The following is a 15892-nucleotide window of genomic DNA, read 5'->3' on the forward strand; positions in this document are numbered from 1 at the left end:
GAAAACCGGAGCGGGCCGGGCCGAGGAGAAGGGACCGGAAGAGCGGGTCAGCGATCGGGCAGGCGGCGGGGACGCCAGACCACCAGCGCGGTGGAGGTGCGGTTGGTCGGCACCAGATCCCGGCCCGGGAAGCGGGCGAGCGACTCCAGCTCGGCCACCCGGCGGTACGCGGCGTCCAACTCCGCCTCCAGCCGGGCCACCCGCTGCTGCGCCTGCTCCAGCAACTGCTCCAGCCCGATGATCCGCTTGACGCCGGCCAGGTTGATCCCGTCGTCCTGGCTGAGCCGCTGCACCTCGCGCAGCAGCACCACGTCGCGCACGCTGTACCGACGCCCGCCGCCGGCCGCCCGGCCGGGCTGCACGAGCCCCAGCCGGTCGTACTGGCGAAGGGTCTGTGGGTGCATCCCCGCCATCCGTGCCGCGACCGAGATCATCAGCACCTTGGCCTCGTAGGCAGGGTCACCCGAACCGAGGAACTCGCCCGACATCCCGCTCACCTCCGCGTCCATCCCACCGGACTAACTGATCCGACGCACCCGTGCGTCGAGATGTTCCCGTGCCGCTGGCGGGCTCTGCTCGGCGAACGCCTCCAGCGCCGTGCGCGCCTCGTCCGACAACCGGGCCGGCACCACCACGTCCAGCGTGACCAGCAGGTCGCCGGCCTGCCCGTCGCGGCGGACCACGCCCTTGCCCCGAGCCCGCAGCACCCGACCGCTCGGCGTACCCGGCGGGACCCGCAGGGTCACCGCGCCGTCGAGCGTGGGCACCCGGAGGTCCGTGCCGAGCACGGCCTCCGCGAAGGTGACCGGCACGGTCAGCGTCAGGTCGTCGCCGGTACGCCCGAACAGCTCGTCCGGCCGGACTTTGACGTGCACGAACAGGTCACCGGCCGGGCCGCCGCGCTCACCCGGCTCGCCCCGCCCGGCCAGCCGGATCCGTTGGCCGTCGGCCACGCCGGCGGGGAAGCGCACGTTCAGCGTGCGGGTCTTGGTGACCCCGCCGCTGCCGTGGCACTCGGGGCACTTCTCCTCGACCACCGTGCCGACGCCCTGGCAGGTGCGGCACGGCTCGGAGAAGCTGAACGACCCCTGGTTGCGGGTCGTCACTCCGGCGCCGTGGCAGGACGGGCAGGTGCGCGGCTGGGTGCCGGGCTTGGCCCCGTTGCCGTGGCAGGTGTCGCAGACGCCTGGGGCGCGGAGCGTCAGCGGCAGAGTCACCCCGCGCACCGCGTCGCCGAAGTCCAGCGCCACCTCGGTCTCCACGTCCCGACCGCGGGCCGGACCGCGCGGCGCGGCCTGCCCACCGCCCTGGCCGCCGGAGAAGATCGAGCTGAACAGGTCCTGGAAGCCGGCCCCGCCGAAGCGACGGTCACCGCCCTCGGCCCCGCCGCCGAACAGGTCGGAGACGTCGAAGGGCACGCCGCCCGGCCCCGCACCCCGCGCATTGCGCCGGAACGCGCCCGAGCCGAACAGCGAACGCATCTCGTCGTACTCCCGGCGACGGCCGGTGTCCGACAGCACGTTGTACGCCTCGGACGCGGCCTTGAACCGCTCCTCGGCCTTCGGGTCGCCCGGGTTGTGGTCCGGGTGCGACTCCCGCGCCAACTTGCGGTACGCCTTCTTGATGTCATCCGCGGAGGCGGCCTTGTCCACGCCGAGCACGGCGTAGAAGTCCTTCTCGAGCCAGTCCTTCGAACTCACCGGTCCACCCCCTTCCTACCGTCGTGGTCGGGCCGTCCCGCCCACCGCATCGCGGCGGACGGGACGGCCCGGTCACTGTCTCGCACTATTCCGGATCCGCTACCGCGACCAGCGCGGGGCGCAGCAGCCGCTCACCGAGCTGGTAGCCGCGCCGCATGACCTGCACGCAGGTCGGCTCGCTGACCTCTGCCGAGGTCTGGTGCGCGACCGCCTCGTGCCGGGTCGGGTCGAACGGGTCGCCCTGCTCACCGAAGGCGGTCAGGCCGAACTTGCCCAGCGCGGTGGTGAGTTGCTCCGCCACCGTGCCGAACGGCCCGACCAGGTCGCCGTGTTCCCGGGCCCGGTCCAGGTCGTCCAGGATCGGCAGCAGCGCGGCCAGCACCGAGCCGGTCGCCTGCTCCTGCACCAGGCTGCGGTCCCGGTCCACCCGCTTGCGGTAGTTGGCGTACTCCGCCGACACCCGCTGCAGGTCCCGGGTCCGCTCGTCCAGCTCGGCCCGGAGCGCCTCCAGCTCGGCGCCCAGCGCCGTGCCGGTGCCGCCGCCGCCCACCGGCTGCGCCGGGGCGTCCACCACCGGCGGACCGGCTGGCGTGGGGCCGTCGACCGAGGTCGCCTCGATCTCGATCTCGTCGACCACGATCTCGGCGTCCTCGACCAGGCCGTCGGCGGGGACGTCGCTCCCCGCGTCGGCGGCGGTGCCCTCCGGCTCCGTCGTGTCGCTGAGCTTGCGGTTGTTGCGGATGACGTCCCGCTCCCCGTCGCCGGTGGCCGGCTCGGTGGGCGCGGAGCCACCCGGCGTCGACCCGGTCTCGCCCGGGTCGGCGGCTCGTGGCTTCTGCGTCATGCGGCTACCTCATCCCCTTCGGCGTGGATACGTGTCGGAGGCCGACGGTCACTTCTTGCCGTCCTCGTCCACGATCTCCGCGTCGACCACGTCGTCGGCGCCGCTCGCAGCGCCACCGGCGGCGCCGGCCTGCGGGCCGGTCGCACCGGTCGCACCCGGGCCGGCCTCGCCGCCGGGCTGCTGGCCCTCCTCGGCCTGCTGCGAGTAGAGCAGCGAACCGGCCTGCTGGGAGACCTGCGCGAGCCGCTCGTGCGCCGACTTGATCTTTTCGATGTCCTGACCGCCGAGGGCGCCACGCAGCTCACCGAGCGCCTCGTTGATCTGCTCCCGGTTCTCGCTGGGCAGCTTGTCGCCGCTCTCGGCGAGGAACTTCTCGGTCTGCCACTGGAGTGCCTCGGCCACGTTGCGGGTCTCGGCGTCGTCGCGGCGGCGCTTGTCCTCCTCCGCGTGCTCCTCGGCGTCCCGGCGCATCCGCTCGATGTCGTCCTTCGGCAGCGAGGAGCCGCCGGTGATCGTCATCTTCTGTTCCTTGCCCGTGCCGAGGTCCTTGGCGTGGACGTTGACGATGCCGTTGGCATCGATGTCGAAGGCGACCTCGATCTGCGGCACGCCACGCGGCGCCGGCGGGAGGCCGGTCAGCTCGAAGGTGCCGAGCTTCTTGTTGTAGGCCGCGATCTCCCGCTCACCCTGGAAGACCTGGATCAGCACCGACGGCTGGTTGTCGTCCGCCGTGGTGAAGACCTCGGAGCGCTTGGTCGGGATCGTGGTGTTGCGCTCGATCAGCTTGGTGAAGATGCCGCCCTTGGTCTCGATGCCCAGGCTCAGCGGGGTCACATCGAGCAGCAGGACGTCCTTGACCTCACCCTTGAGCACGCCGGCCTGCAGGGCGGCACCGACGGCGACGACCTCGTCCGGGTTGACGCCCTTGTTCGGGTCGCGGCCGGTGAGCTGCTTGACCAGGTCGGTCACGGCGGGCATCCGGGTCGAACCGCCGACCAGGATCACGTGCTCGACGTCGGAGATCTTGATCCCGGCGTCCTTCACGGCCTGCTCGAACGGGCCCTTGCAGCGGTCCAGCAGATCCTGCGTCATCCGCTGGAACTCGGCGCGGCTGAGCGTCACGTCCAGGTGCAGCGGGCCGGCCGCGCCGGCGGTGATGTACGGCAGGTTGATGTTGGTGGTGGTGGCGGCGGACAGCTCGATCTTGGCCTTCTCGGCGGCCTCACGGAGCCGCTGCAGGGCCATCTTGTCCTGGCCCAGGTCGATGCCGTGCTCGCCACGGAACGTCTTCACCAGGTGGTCGATGATCCGCTGGTCCCAGTCGTCACCGCCGAGGTGGTTGTCACCGCTGGTCGACTTGACCTCGATGACGCCCTCAGCCAGCTCCAGCAGCGACACGTCGAAGGTGCCGCCGCCGAGGTCGAAGACCAGGACGGTCTGCTCCTTGGAGCCCTTGTCCAGCCCGTACGCCAGGGCGGCCGCGGTCGGCTCGTTGACGATCCGCAGCACGTTGAAGCCGGCGATCTCACCGGCCTCCTTGGTGGCCTGGCGCTGGCTGTCGTTGAAGTAGGCCGGGACGGTGATCACCGCGTCGGTGATCTGCTCACCCAGGTACGCCTCAGCGTCCCGCTTGAGCTTCATCAGGGTCCGGGCCGAGATCTCCTGCGGGGTGTACTTCTTGCCGTCGATGTCGACGGACCAGTTCGTGCCGACCTCGCGCTTGACCGACCGGATCGTCCGGTCCGGGTTGGTCACCGCCTGGCGCTTGGCGACCTCACCGACGAGCACCTCGCCGTTGCGGGCGAACGCGACGATCGACGGGGTCGTCCGCGAGCCTTCAGCGTTGGCGATGACGGTGGGCTCACCGCCCTCGAGAACGCTGACGCAGGAGTTCGTCGTGCCGAGGTCGATACCGACCGCACGTGCCATCTTCGCTTCCTCGCTTCGTAAGGTTGTGCAGGTGACGGGCATCGCCCGTGGGCTGCTGGCGGGCACCGCCCGCAGCGGACCACACCACAAGTTGAGTGAACTTGACTCAATAGTGCCACGCCCCGGCGAATCGTCAAGTTGGGTTGAGCCGACCCGACGCAACCCAGCCGTTATTACCGTCCGGTTGTCTTCCCTTGCATCGGTCGGGCACGCTTTAGCGGTGACGACGCCCGGCGATTCCGCCACCCGTTCCGGAGCGCCCGCCGTCGCAGCCCGCACCGGCCCGCCGGACGCCGCGGAGGAGCCGCCCGCCACCACCGGGGACGACAGCCTCCCCGCTGCGCTGACGGGTCTCCGGGCCGCGATCGGCGCCACCCGGTACCCCCTCGCGCTGCCCTCCGCCGCCTCGGCCCGGCAGACTGCCACCACCCTCACCGACCAGCTCGACGACTATCTGCTGCCCCGGCTCGCCCGGCTCGACGCGCCACTGCTCGTGGTCGTCGGGGGCTCCACCGGCGCGGGCAAGTCGACCCTGGTCAACAGCCTGGTCAAGGCCCGGGTCAGCGCCGCCGGCGTGCTCCGGCCGACCACCCGCTCGCCGGTGCTGGTCTGCAACCCGGCAGACGCGGCCTGGTTCCGGCAGGGTGAGCTGCTGCCCGGGCTGACCCGCACCACCGAGCCGAGCGAAGATCCCCGCGCCCTGCACCTGGTCACCGCCCCGGCCCTGCCCGCCGGGCTGGCCTTCCTCGACGCGCCGGACATCGACTCGGTGGTCGACGCCAACCGGGCACTCGCCGGCCAGTTGCTGGCCGCCGCCGACCTCTGGCTCTTCGTCACCACCGCCGCCCGGTACGCCGACGCGGTGCCCTGGGGGCTGCTGCGCAGCGCCCGGGCCCGGGGCGCGGTGATTGCCATGGTGCTGGACCGGGTGCCCGCGGAGGCCAGCGACGAGATCGCCGCGCATCTGGCCGAGATGCTCGCCGCGCAGGACCTCGGCCGGGCGCCGCTGTTCGTGCTGCCGGAGACCTGGGTCGACGGCCAGGGGCTGCTGCCCGAGGGGGTCACCGCACCGCTGGCCGACTGGTTCGCCCGGCTGGCCGCCGACGCCGACGCCCGGGCGGCGGTCGTCCGGCAGACCCTGGACGGGGCGCTGGCCGCGCTGCACCCGGCCGTCGAGGAGTTGGCCGACGCCGCCGACGAACAGGTCGCCGCCGCCGACGGGCTGGACGAACGGGTCCGGGCCGCCTATCGGGGCGCCGAGCGGACCGTCGAGCAGGGCCTGCAGGACGGTCGGCTGCTCCGCGGTGAGGTGCTCGCCCGGTGGCAGGAGTTCGTCGGCACCGGAGAGTTCTTCCGCACCCTGGAGGCGCGGATCGGACGGCTGCGGGACCGCGTGGTGGCCGCCGTCACCGGCCGACCGGCACCCGCCACCGAACTGCGCAACGCCATCGAGTCGCAGCTTGTCACGCTGCTACGCGGGGTGGCCTCCGAGGCGGCCGAAGCGGCGCACACCGGGTGGAAGGCGCATCCGGCCGGGGCCGGACTGCTCGAACCGTCCCTCGCCCACCCGAGCGACGACCTACCCGAACGCGCCGAGCGAATGGTCCGGGACTGGCAACGCGGCGTGCTGGAGCTGGTCCGGGTCGAGGGCGGCGACAAACGGTTCGTGGCCCGCACCGCCGCGTACGCGGTGAACGCCACGGGGCTGGCCGTGATGATCGCCGTGTTCGCCTCCACCGCGTTCATCCCGACCGGGTTGGAGGTGGCCACCGGGGCCGGCACCACGGTCGCCGCCCAGGCCGTACTCCAGGCGATCTTCGGCGACCAGGCGGTGCGTACCCTCGCCGCCAAGGCCCGCGCCGACCTGCTGGACCGGGTGCGGACGCTGCTCGACACGGAGGCCGACCGCTTCCTGACCCGCACCGCCGACGCCCGCCCCGCCGCGGAGGCCGGCGACGGGTTGCGCCGGGCCGCCGGCCGGGTCGAGCTGGCCCGGCACCGCAGCGGCCTGGCCACCGCCGGCGGCGACACACTGCCTGCCGCGAATGAGGAGGGCTCCCGGTGAGCAACATCGCCGGTCGGGTACGCGAGGCGTTCCGCGGCGACCGGCGGGTCGACCCCGACGCGCTGATCGCCCGCCTGGAGGGGGTACGCCGGTTCCTCACCGCGGCGGACGGCCTGCTGCCCGACGCCGAGCTGGTGCCCGCGCACACACTGATCGAGCGGGCCGGCACCCGGCTCGCCCTGTCCCGGGACCACACCGTGGTCGCCCTGGCCGGTGCCACCGGCAGCGGCAAGTCCAGCCTCTTCAACGCGTTGGCCCAACTGGAGCTCTCGCCGGTCGGGGTCCGCCGGCCAACCACCGGTGTCGCGCACGCCTGCGTGTGGGGGCCGCTGGAGGGCGCCAACCGGCTCCTCGACTGGATCGGCGTACTGCCCCGGCACCGCTTCGTCCGCGAGAGCGCGCTGGACGCGGACGACGAGACCGCGCTGCACGGGCTGATCCTGCTCGACCTGCCCGACTTCGACTCGGTGCAGCGGTCCCACCGACTGGAGGTGGACCGGCTGCTCGGCCTGGTCGACCAGGTGGTCTGGGTGGTCGACCCACAGAAGTACGCCGACCGGGTGATCCACGACAGCTACCTGCGCGAGTTCCACCGACACCGCGACGTCACCCTGGTCGTGCTCAACCAGGCCGACCGGCTGCCCACGGCCCAGCTGCCCCGAGTCCTGGACGACCTGCGCCGGCTGCTCGACGCCGACGGGCTGACCGGCGTGCCACTGCTGGCCACCACCGCCATCGACCCGGCCGGGATGGCCGGGCTGCGCACCGCGCTGGAGCAGACGGTCGCCGGGCGGCAGGCGGCGCTGCGCCGGCTCGCCGGTGACGTCGACACGGTGGTCGCCACGCTGGACGAGCTGGTCGGCTCGGCCCGCCCGCCGGGCGGACCGGACGATGCGGCCGTCAGCGGCCTGAACCGGGCACTGGCCGGCGCGGCCGGCGTGCCTGCGGTCACCGAGGCGGTGGAGCAGGCGTACCGGCACCGGGCCGGCTCCGCCACCGGCTGGCCGGTGGTCCGGGGCTGGCGGCGGCTGCGGCCCGACCCGTTGCGCCGGCTGCACCTGCCCGGCCCGGCCGGCGACCGGGCCGACCCGGCGGAGAGCCTGGTCGCGGCGACCTCGGTGCCGGACCCGACGGCCGCCCAACGCTCGGCGCTCGGCCTGGCGATCCGCGCGGTGGCCGACCGGGCCGCCGCCGACCTGCCCGCCGCCTGGCCGACCGCGGTCACCGCCGCCGCCCGGTCCCGCCTCGGCGACCTGCCGGACGCGCTGGACCGCAAGATCGCCAGCACCGACCTCGGCCTGGACCGTCGACCGCTCTGGTGGCGGCTGGTCGGCGGCGTGCAGTGGTTGGTCACGCTGGCTGCCGTGGTCGGGCTGGGCTGGCTGGTGCTCGGTTACGCGCTGCGGGTGCTCGGCCTGCCCGCGCTGGACAACCCGATGGTCGGGCAGGTGCCACTGCCCACCCTGCTGCTGCTCGGCGGGCTGCTGGCCGGGCTGCTGGTGGCAGCGCTGACCCGGCCTGTGGTGCGCTGGGCGGGCCGCCGGGCCCGAGCCCGCGCTGAGCAGCGGCTGACGGCCGAGGTCGCCCAGGTGGGCGAGGAGTACGTGCTCGCCCCGGTGCGGATCGTGCTCGCCTCGTACGCGCAGGCACGCGACGCGCTGCGGGACGCCGCCCGCCGCTGACGCTCCGCACGGCTCGCTAGCGCTCTGCGTACCCCTCGGGCGGCGTAGGGTCGGAGCATGGCCACGCCTCAGACCCCCTACGACGCGGTGCTGCACGCCGCACGCGACGTGACCAAGCTGGAGTCCGCGCTGGACGCCGAGATGCTGGGCAGCGCACTGCTGGGCAGCGTCTATGCGATCGCGGAGACCGACCGCGACACCGCCGTACGGGAGTTCGTCACCGGGTTCCTCGCCGCCACCGCCCGCCGCCGGATCGCTGCGGCAACCACCATCCGGCAGGTCTTCGCCGCACTCGTCCCGGACGCCGAGGGCACCGAGCGGGTGCGCCCGGGCAGCCAGACACCGGCCTGGGCCGAGCAGCTCGGCCGGGTGCACCTGACCGGCAGTTGGGCGTACGGCGATGTGTACGGCGACCAGACCTCCTACCTCGCCACCTTCGCCTACGACGACGAGGCCGGCGGCCCCGAACACGCGCTGGTGGCCCTGGTGGACCACAACATCGGGATCACCAAGGACATCTTCGTCGGCGGGCCGGCGGAACGGATCCTGGACCAGGTCCGGCAGATGTGCGCGGACGACGAGCTGACCTGGTTCCGCACCGAGGACCCGGCCCGGCTGCGCGGCGAGGTGGCCCGGCATCTCGCGGTCACCGACGACCTGGGCGAGCTACCCGGCGAGGGCTCGCTCTCCACCGACCGCGCGCTGGTCGGCCTCCGGCTGGCGGTGCTGCCCACCGCCGCCGACCCGACCGGCCCGGCGGAGGTCGAGCCGCTCTCCGCCGCTGAGCGCACCGACCTGGTCCGGCGGTTCCTGGCCGCGCCGGAGGCCACCCGGTTCGGGCTGGACACCGTCGACGGCCCGGAGCTGGCCTCGCTGCACTTCTGCCTGAGTCTGCTGCTGGACCACTCGGCGACCTTCCCGGACGCTGACCCGATGCGGTGGAGCCCCGCGGTGTCCGGGCTGTTCCTGCTCGACTGGGTGCACCGCCGCGCGGTGCTGGACATGGACGACGCGGCGATGCTGCCCCGGGTCCTGCGCGCCTGGGCCCGGTACGCGTCGCGCCAGCGCGGGTTGCCCGAGTCGGCCGCCGCGCGCACCGACGAGGCGATCGAGGAGATGGTGCCGGAGTTCGCCCGCCTCTACTCCACCGGTGAGCGGCGCAGCCCGGCCACCGCAGCCGTCGCCCAGCTGATGGCCGACGGGGTGGACCCGGACGACCCGGCCGCCCTCGACGCCTGGATCGAGGCGAACCGGCACCGCCTCGCCGACGACGGCGCCTGACGGCATCCCGCCCGGGCGGCATTCTCGCCGCCCGGGCGGGTGCCAGGCCCGGTCTCCGCGCAGCAGGCCCGGTCTCCGCACAGCCGGCGCGGTCAGCGCAGCAGGCGCGGTCAGCGCAGCAGGCCGAAGACCAGCCCGGCGATGAGTGCGCCGAGCACACCGCCAGCCAGCACCTGCGGCACGGTGTGGTCGCGCAGCCGCACCCGGGACCAGCCGACGACGGCCAGCAGCGGCGCGGCGAAGAGCAGCCGGGCACCGAAGGTCAGCGCAAGGATGACCAGCGTGCCAGCGGCCACCGCCGAGTGGATCGACATCTTCCACCAGTGGCTCACCGACACGGCGACCACCAGACCGACCAGCCCGGCCACCGCCAGCGCCAGCAGCGGGCGGGGCGCGCCGAGCACGGCGAGCAGGGCCAGCCCGGCGGCGACCGAGCCGAGGCCGACCAGTAGCGGCACCCGACGCTGCTCCCGACGGCCGATGTGGTGGTCGGTGAGCCGGCCGCGGCGTACCCCGCCGACGATGTAGGCGAACGGAATGCCGGTGACGAAGAGCGTGGCGAGCAGGCCCCACGCCAGGCCGTGACTCGCGCGCCGGGCGCTGTGCCAGCTCACGGCGACCATCAGCAGCGACACCAGCACGGCCGGGGCGGTCAGCTCGGTGACGAGCCGGGCGACCCGCAGCCCGGGGCCGGGCCGGGTGGTGACCGGGCGGAGTTCCGCACCGCCGCCCACGCCACCCCCTCCGGTACGCGCCTACCGCCGACCACCGCCGGCACCGGCTCGGTCGCGCCTGATCGTCACCGTACCGCCGGGGACACCGTGGGGTGCGTCGGTCCGGCCAGCGGCGACCGGCTCACCGTGGGCGTGGACGGGGCGGTCGGGCTGGGCCGGCTGCCCGATGCACCGGGGGTGGCGGTCGGCGTGGGCGTGCTGGCCGGTACGGACGGTGTGCTGGTCGGCGATGCGGTCGGGGTCGAGGAATCGGTCTCGGTCGGCGTCGCCGGCACGGTTGGCGTCGGGCTCGGCGTCGGACTCGGGGTCGGGTCCGGCGGGTCGGTCGGCGAACCGGTCGGCGACGGCACCGGCGACGGGCTGGGCGGGGACGGGGACGGCGGTCTGCTCCGGGTGGGCCTCGGTGCTGGCGGCGGTACCGCATGACGTGCGGGCTCCGCGTTGGCGGCAGCCGGCGCGGGCCCCGGCCGGTCCGGGACACGTCGGGGAGCGGCGGGCAGCCAGCCATCGGTGGCGGTCGGGCCGACGCTGGGCGTGCCGGGTGGCGGAAGCGCCGGCTGGCTGGTCATCGGCAGCGGGATCACCACCGGCCCGACCGACGGAGTGGGGATGAAGGGGGTGCTGCTGTCCGGTAGCGCGGTGCTGCCCGACGTTGCCGAGCCCGCGCTGATAGCGGCGAGGATGGGCATCGAGGCGGTGCCGGCCAGCAGCGCGACGGTGAGCAGGTAACCGCGGGAGGGGCTGCCGGCGCCGGGGGCGCGGTGCGCGCCGACCACCGGGCGGTAGCCGCCGGGCGACCGGTGCCGGCTGAGCTCCGGTGTGCCGGGACCGTCACCTGGCTCGTGCACCGCACACCCCTTGTCGTCGGCTTCGGAAAGACGCGGACGGACACCGTCGGCTGAAAAACACCGGCAAATCACCCGATCAGCACGATCCTGCGGTAATCAGCCTCGCCTAGTTACCTTGCGTTAGCCAACCTCCACCGCGTGTCGACACGCGGAGATGACCGAACGATGACGAACCGCCGCCGGACCGCCTAGCGCCCGCGTCGCGGCATCATGGCGACAAAGGACGTCAAAGGGTGGGCGGTCGGAATGCAGGGCGGGCGTACTGTGGGCGCGCTCACCTGCTCTGCGAATATGGAGCACGACGGCAACGCAGCCGTGACCTCCGCGCACCCTCGCGGCAGGCGCGGTTGAGCGCCGGCGCTCCCGAACCGGGTTCGGCCAGAATCCGGCTCACGCCGCGCGGCAACTCCCACCGGGGCTAGGCGCGGCCGCCAGGAACCGGTCCGGCAGCAGCCGGACAGGCGCACGAGTTGCGCGGCCGGGTGACCCCCCGGTGCCGACGCAGACATGACAGGGAGAGACGGATGGCAAAGGGCGACCCCGGGGGCACCACCCGCAGCAGGCGGGCGGCACCCCGCTCCAGGAAGAGCGCGGCTGGCAATCCCGAGCTGGTGCAGCTGCTCACCCCCGAAGGCGAGCGGATCGAGAGCGTCACCGGGCCGGACGGCATCGAGTACCGCGTCGACTTCACCGACGAGGAGTACCGCGGGCTCTACCGCGACCTGGTGTTGGTCCGCAAGCTCGACGCCGAGGCGACCGCGCTCCAGCGGCAGGGCGAGCTGGGCATCTGGGCCAGCCTGCTCGGCCAGGAGGCGGCCCAGGTCGGCTCCGGGCGCGCGCTGCGCACCCAGGACATGGCCTTCCCGACCTACCGGGAGCACGGCGTCCTCTACTGCCGGGGCATCGACCCGATCATGCCGCTCGGCCTGTTCCGCGGCGTCGACCAGGGCGGCTGGGACCCGAACGAGTTCAAGTTCAACATGTACACGATCGTGATCGGGGCGCAGACCCTGCACGCGACCGGCTACGCCATGGGCATCACCATGGACGGCAAGACCGGCACCGACGACGGCGAAGCGGTGATCGCCTACTTCGGCGACGGGGCCACCAGCCAGGGTGACGTCAACGAGGCCTTCGTCTGGGCCGGCGTGTTCAACGCGCCAATGGTCTTCTTCTGCCAGAACAACCAGTACGCGATCTCCGAGCCTCTGGAGCGGCAGACCCGCATCCCGCTCTACCAGCGGGCCGCCGGCTTCGGCTTCCCCGGCATCCGGGTGGACGGCAACGACGTGCTGGCCACCTACGCGGTCACCCGTACCGCGCTGGACAACGCCCGGCACGGGCAGGGCCCGAGCCTGATCGAGGCGTACACCTACCGGATGGGCGCGCACACCACCTCCGACGACCCGACCCGTTACCGGATCGCCAGCGAGGTCGAGGCGTGGCAGGCCAAGGACCCGATCGCCCGGGTCAAGGCCTTCCTGGAGAAGCAGCAGATCGCCGACGCCGACTTCTTCGCCGAGGTCGACGAGCAGGCCCGCCGCGAGTCGGTGCACCTGCGCGAGCGGGTGCTCGCCATGCCCAACCCGGAGCCGGTGACGATGTTCGACCACGTCTACCCCAACGGGTCTCCGCTGCTCGACGAGCAGCGCACGCAGTTCAGCCGCTACATGGAGTCGTTCGAGGGGAGCGCCCACTGATGGCCACGGAGACGCTCACCCTCGGCAAGGCCCTCAACACCGGTCTGCGCCGCGCCCTCGAGAACGACCCCAAGGTCATCATCATGGGCGAGGACGTCGGCAAGCTCGGCGGCGTCTTCCGGATCACCGACGGGCTCCAGAAGGACTTCGGCGACGACCGGGTTATCGACACCCCGTTGGCCGAGTCCGGCATCATCGGCACCGCAGTCGGCCTGGCCATCCGCGGCTACCGCCCGGTCTGCGAGATCCAGTTCGACGGCTTCGTCTACCCCGCGTACGACCAGATCGTGTCGCAGGTGGCGAAGATGCACTACCGCTCGCGCGGCAAGCTCAACATCCCGATGGTGATCCGGATCCCGTTCGGCGGCGGCATCGGCGCGGTCGAGCACCACTCCGAGTCGCCGGAGGCGTACTTCGCGCACACCGCCGGCCTGAAGGTGGTGTCCTGCTCCAACCCGCAGGACGCGTACGTGATGATCCAGCAGGCCATCGCCTCGGACGACCCGATCGTCTTCCTGGAGCCCAAGCGCCGCTACTGGGAGAAGGGTCCGGTCGACCTGGACGCGCCGCTGGCCGACGCGTACCCGCTGCACTCGGCCCGGGTGGTGCGGCCCGGCACCGACGTCACCGTGCTCGCCTACGGGCCGATGGTGCGGACCTGCCTGGAGGCGGCGACCGCCGCCGCCGAGGACGGCCGGGAGCTGGAGGTCATCGACCTGCGCTCGCTCTCCCCGCTGGACCTGACCGCGGCGTACGAGTCGGTGAAGCGCACCGGCCGCGCCGTGGTGGTGCACGAGGCGCCGTCGAACATCGGCCTCGGCGCCGAGTTGGCCGCGCGGATCACCGAGGAGTGCTTCTACTCCCTGGAGTCGCCGGTGCTGCGGGTGACCGGCTTCGACATCCCCTACCCGGCCGCCCGGGTGGAGGAGGAGTACCTGCCCGACCTGGACCGGGTGCTCGACGCCGTCGACCGCTCCTTCGGCTGGTGAGCGGCATGTCCCGGATCAAGGAGTTCAACCTGCCCGACCTGGGCGAGGGGTTGACCGAGGGCGAGATCCTGTCCTGGCTGGTCAAGGTCGGCGACACCATCGAGCTGAACCAGCCGATCGTCGAGGTGGAGACGGCCAAGGCGGCCGTGGAGATCCCGGCGAAGTGGGCCGGGCAGGTGCACGCGATCTTCCACCCGGAGGGCACCACGGTCGAGGTCGGCACGCCGATCATCGCGATCGACACCGACCCGGGCGCCGGCCCGCTGGCCGAGCCGTCGACCACGGCCACGCCCGGCGGCTCCCTGCCCACCCCGTCGGCGGCCTCGCTGGCCGCGGTCGAGGTGGCACCGGCCGAGGGCATGGTGGAGCCCGGCCTGATCGGCGGCCCGGCCCCGGGTGGCCGGACCGCGGTGCTGGTCGGCTACGGCCCGCGCACCACCTCCGCGAAGCGCCGCCCGCGCAAGGGTGGCGTCCCCGCGCAGGCCGAGGCGACGCCCGCGCCGGCGCCGGTCGCGCCGGCTCCACAGCCGGCGGCCGTGCCGACGCCTGGGCAGAACGGCCAGGGCGCTCCGCTGGCCGGCGGGCTGGTGCTGGCCAAGCCGCCGGTGCGCAAGCTCGCCAAGGACCTCGGCGTCGACCTGCGCACGCTGACCGGTTCGGGTCCGCTGGGCTCGATCACCCGGGAGGACGTGCAGCAGGCGGCGAGCGGGGCCGTGGCGGCGGCCGAGCCGATCGCGGTGACGTCGGCGGCCACGAGCGCCGCGAGCTTCGGCGCCGACCGCGAGCAGCGCATCCCGGTCAAGGGGGTACGCAAGCTCACCGCCGAGAACATGTCCCGCTCGGCGTTCACCGCCCCGCACGTGACGGAGTTCCTGACCGTCGACGTGACCCGGGCGATGAAGGCGCTCGACCGGCTGCGCGACCGGCGGGAGTGGCGCGACGTCCGGGTCTCGCCGCTGCTGCTGGTGGCGAAGGCCGTGCTGCTGGCGGTCAAGCGTCATCCGATGGTCAACTCGACCTGGGCCGGCGACGAGATCGTGGTCAAGGAGTACGTCAACCTCGGTATCGCAGCGGCCACCGAGCGCGGCCTGATCGTGCCGAACGTGAAGGACGCCGGCCGGCTCTCGCTGCGCGAGCTGGCGGACGCGCTGACCGATCTGGTGCAGACGGCGAAGTCCGGGCGCACCTCGCCGGCGGACATGTCCGGCGGCACCCTGACCATCACCAACGTCGGGGTGTTCGGGGTGGACACCGGCACGCCGATCCTGCCGCCGGGTGAGTCGGCGATCCTGGCCTTCGGCGCGGTGCGGGAGATGCCCTGGGTGCACAAGGGCAAGGTCAAGGCGCGTCAGGTCACCACGCTGGGGCTGAGCTTCGACCACCGGATCATCGATGGTGAACTGGGCTCGAAGTTCCTGCGCGACATCGGCGACTTCCTCGCTGACCCGGAGGCGGCGCTGCTCGCCTGGACCTGACCGTCCGAACACCAGGCCACGGCCGGTGTGCCACGGGTTAATCCCCGGCACACCGGCCGTGTCCGTTCAGCAAACGAAACCGTCGGCCACCAGGCCCTCTGGCCTTTGATTGTTAGGCAGGTGTCCCAGCTCACCTAATAATCGATGGAAGTTGACCCGGTTCTGAGGTTAAATAGAGCCATCAAGGGCTGACAACCGAATAGCCAGGGGGACCCACCAATGAGCATGATCGAGCGCATCCGCAACCACCGCGACGCCACCCGCCGCGCCCGTGCCATCGAGCACGCGCTGCGGTCCGCGAGCTCGCCGGCGGTCCGCGACGAACTCCTCGTCATCGCCCAGCGTCACATGAGCTGACGCTCCACCACTTTCCTCACCTCCTCCAGATCGATGGCCCACCCGGCGAACCGGGTGGGCCATCGGCGTTTCACCGCACCTCGGCACCGGGATTCCGCCCTGCCGCAGCGCCCGGTACGGTGGGCTTCGGTCACCGCCCGCTGGCCCGGCACAAGCCGATCCGATAGAAGCTGCTCGACACCGACCGGCAACGCGGAGTGACGACCGGTGCTCCTTGGACGCGCTGTGCGGCTACCGGATACCGTGCGGGGAGCCGGCACGGCGGTACGCCGGTGAAGCCGGCAGCCA

General features: G+C 73.0%; 14 protein-coding genes. 9 read left to right on the forward strand and 5 right to left on the reverse strand.

From position 1 onward, the window contains the following. Positions 1 to 47: 47 nt before the first annotated feature. From ABZV00_RS01765 to dnaK, 4 genes are all read right to left on the reverse strand, one after another. Positions 48 to 488: a helix-turn-helix transcriptional regulator gene (locus ABZV00_RS01765; RefSeq protein ID WP_328426208.1), complete on the reverse strand. Its 441-nt coding sequence runs from the start codon at positions 486 to 488 to the stop codon at positions 48 to 50. A 30-nt stretch (positions 489 to 518) separates the two neighbouring features. After that, positions 519 to 1700: a molecular chaperone DnaJ gene (gene dnaJ / locus ABZV00_RS01770; RefSeq protein ID WP_328422263.1), complete on the reverse strand. Its 1182-nt coding sequence runs from the start codon at positions 1698 to 1700 to the stop codon at positions 519 to 521. Between the two features lie 85 nt (positions 1701 to 1785). After that, positions 1786 to 2544, reverse strand: a complete 759-nt coding sequence (gene grpE / locus ABZV00_RS01775; RefSeq protein ID WP_355600955.1) for a nucleotide exchange factor GrpE — start codon at positions 2542 to 2544, stop codon at positions 1786 to 1788. Positions 2545 to 2592: 48 nt separating this feature from the next. After that, positions 2593 to 4473, reverse strand: coding sequence for a molecular chaperone DnaK (dnaK, locus tag ABZV00_RS01780; RefSeq protein WP_355600957.1), 1881 nt, complete (start codon positions 4471 to 4473; stop codon positions 2593 to 2595). Between the two features lie 220 nt (positions 4474 to 4693). Between dnaK and ABZV00_RS01785 the strand changes: the two genes are divergently transcribed. From ABZV00_RS01785 to ABZV00_RS01795, 3 genes are read left to right on the forward strand one after another with little or no spacing between them, the layout of a single operon-like run. Beyond that, complete coding sequence (locus tag ABZV00_RS01785; protein ID WP_355600959.1) at positions 4694 to 6538, forward strand: GTPase domain-containing protein; 1845 nt, start codon at positions 4694 to 4696, stop codon at positions 6536 to 6538. Then, positions 6535 to 8220 carry a GTPase gene (locus ABZV00_RS01790; RefSeq protein ID WP_355600961.1) on the forward strand — a complete coding sequence of 562 codons (1686 nt, stop codon included), beginning with the start codon at positions 6535 to 6537 and terminating at the stop codon, positions 8218 to 8220. The genes ABZV00_RS01785 and ABZV00_RS01790 overlap by 4 nt, the downstream gene beginning before the upstream one ends. 57 nt (positions 8221 to 8277) lie before the next feature. Next, positions 8278 to 9501 carry a hypothetical protein gene (locus tag ABZV00_RS01795; RefSeq protein ID WP_355600963.1) on the forward strand — a complete coding sequence of 408 codons (1224 nt, stop codon included), beginning with the start codon at positions 8278 to 8280 and terminating at the stop codon, positions 9499 to 9501. 110 nt (positions 9502 to 9611) lie between these two features. Here ABZV00_RS01795 and ABZV00_RS01800 read toward each other — a convergent pair whose 3' ends face one another. Further along, complete coding sequence (locus ABZV00_RS01800; protein ID WP_328422251.1) at positions 9612 to 10235, reverse strand: phosphatase PAP2 family protein; 624 nt, start codon at positions 10233 to 10235, stop codon at positions 9612 to 9614. A gap of 87 nt (positions 10236 to 10322) precedes the next feature. On the opposite strand from ABZV00_RS01800, the gene ABZV00_RS01805 reads away from it, so the two are divergent. The 6 genes from ABZV00_RS01805 to ABZV00_RS01830 all read left to right on the forward strand — a co-directional run bounded on the left by ABZV00_RS01805 (position 10323) and on the right by ABZV00_RS01830 (position 15604). Next, the gene (locus ABZV00_RS01805) at positions 10323 to 10661 is read left to right on the forward strand and encodes a hypothetical protein (protein WP_355600965.1); all 339 of its coding nucleotides are present in this window, start codon (positions 10323 to 10325) and stop codon (positions 10659 to 10661) included. A gap of 84 nt (positions 10662 to 10745) precedes the next feature. Further along, positions 10746 to 10964 (forward strand): hypothetical protein, encoded by a 219-nt coding sequence (locus ABZV00_RS01810; RefSeq protein WP_355600967.1) that lies wholly within the window; start codon positions 10746 to 10748, stop codon positions 10962 to 10964. Between the two features lie 643 nt (positions 10965 to 11607). Next, entirely contained in the window at positions 11608 to 12783 is a 1176-nt protein-coding gene (gene pdhA / locus ABZV00_RS01815; protein ID WP_355600969.1) for a pyruvate dehydrogenase (acetyl-transferring) E1 component subunit alpha, read from the forward strand. Continuing rightward, positions 12783 to 13772 carry an alpha-ketoacid dehydrogenase subunit beta gene (locus tag ABZV00_RS01820; RefSeq protein WP_355600971.1) on the forward strand — a complete coding sequence of 330 codons (990 nt, stop codon included), beginning with the start codon at positions 12783 to 12785 and terminating at the stop codon, positions 13770 to 13772. Before pdhA ends, ABZV00_RS01820 begins: the two co-directional genes overlap by 1 nt. A gap of 5 nt (positions 13773 to 13777) precedes the next feature. Next, entirely contained in the window at positions 13778 to 15247 is a 1470-nt protein-coding gene (locus ABZV00_RS01825; RefSeq protein ID WP_355601343.1) for a dihydrolipoamide acetyltransferase family protein, read from the forward strand. Between the two features lie 219 nt (positions 15248 to 15466). After that, complete coding sequence (locus tag ABZV00_RS01830; protein ID WP_328422241.1) at positions 15467 to 15604, forward strand: hypothetical protein; 138 nt, start codon at positions 15467 to 15469, stop codon at positions 15602 to 15604. The last annotated feature ends 288 nt before the right edge of the window (positions 15605 to 15892 follow it).

It is taken from the genome of Micromonospora sp. NPDC005173, assembly GCF_040608515.1.
Classification (GTDB): domain Bacteria; phylum Actinomycetota; class Actinomycetes; order Mycobacteriales; family Micromonosporaceae; genus Micromonospora.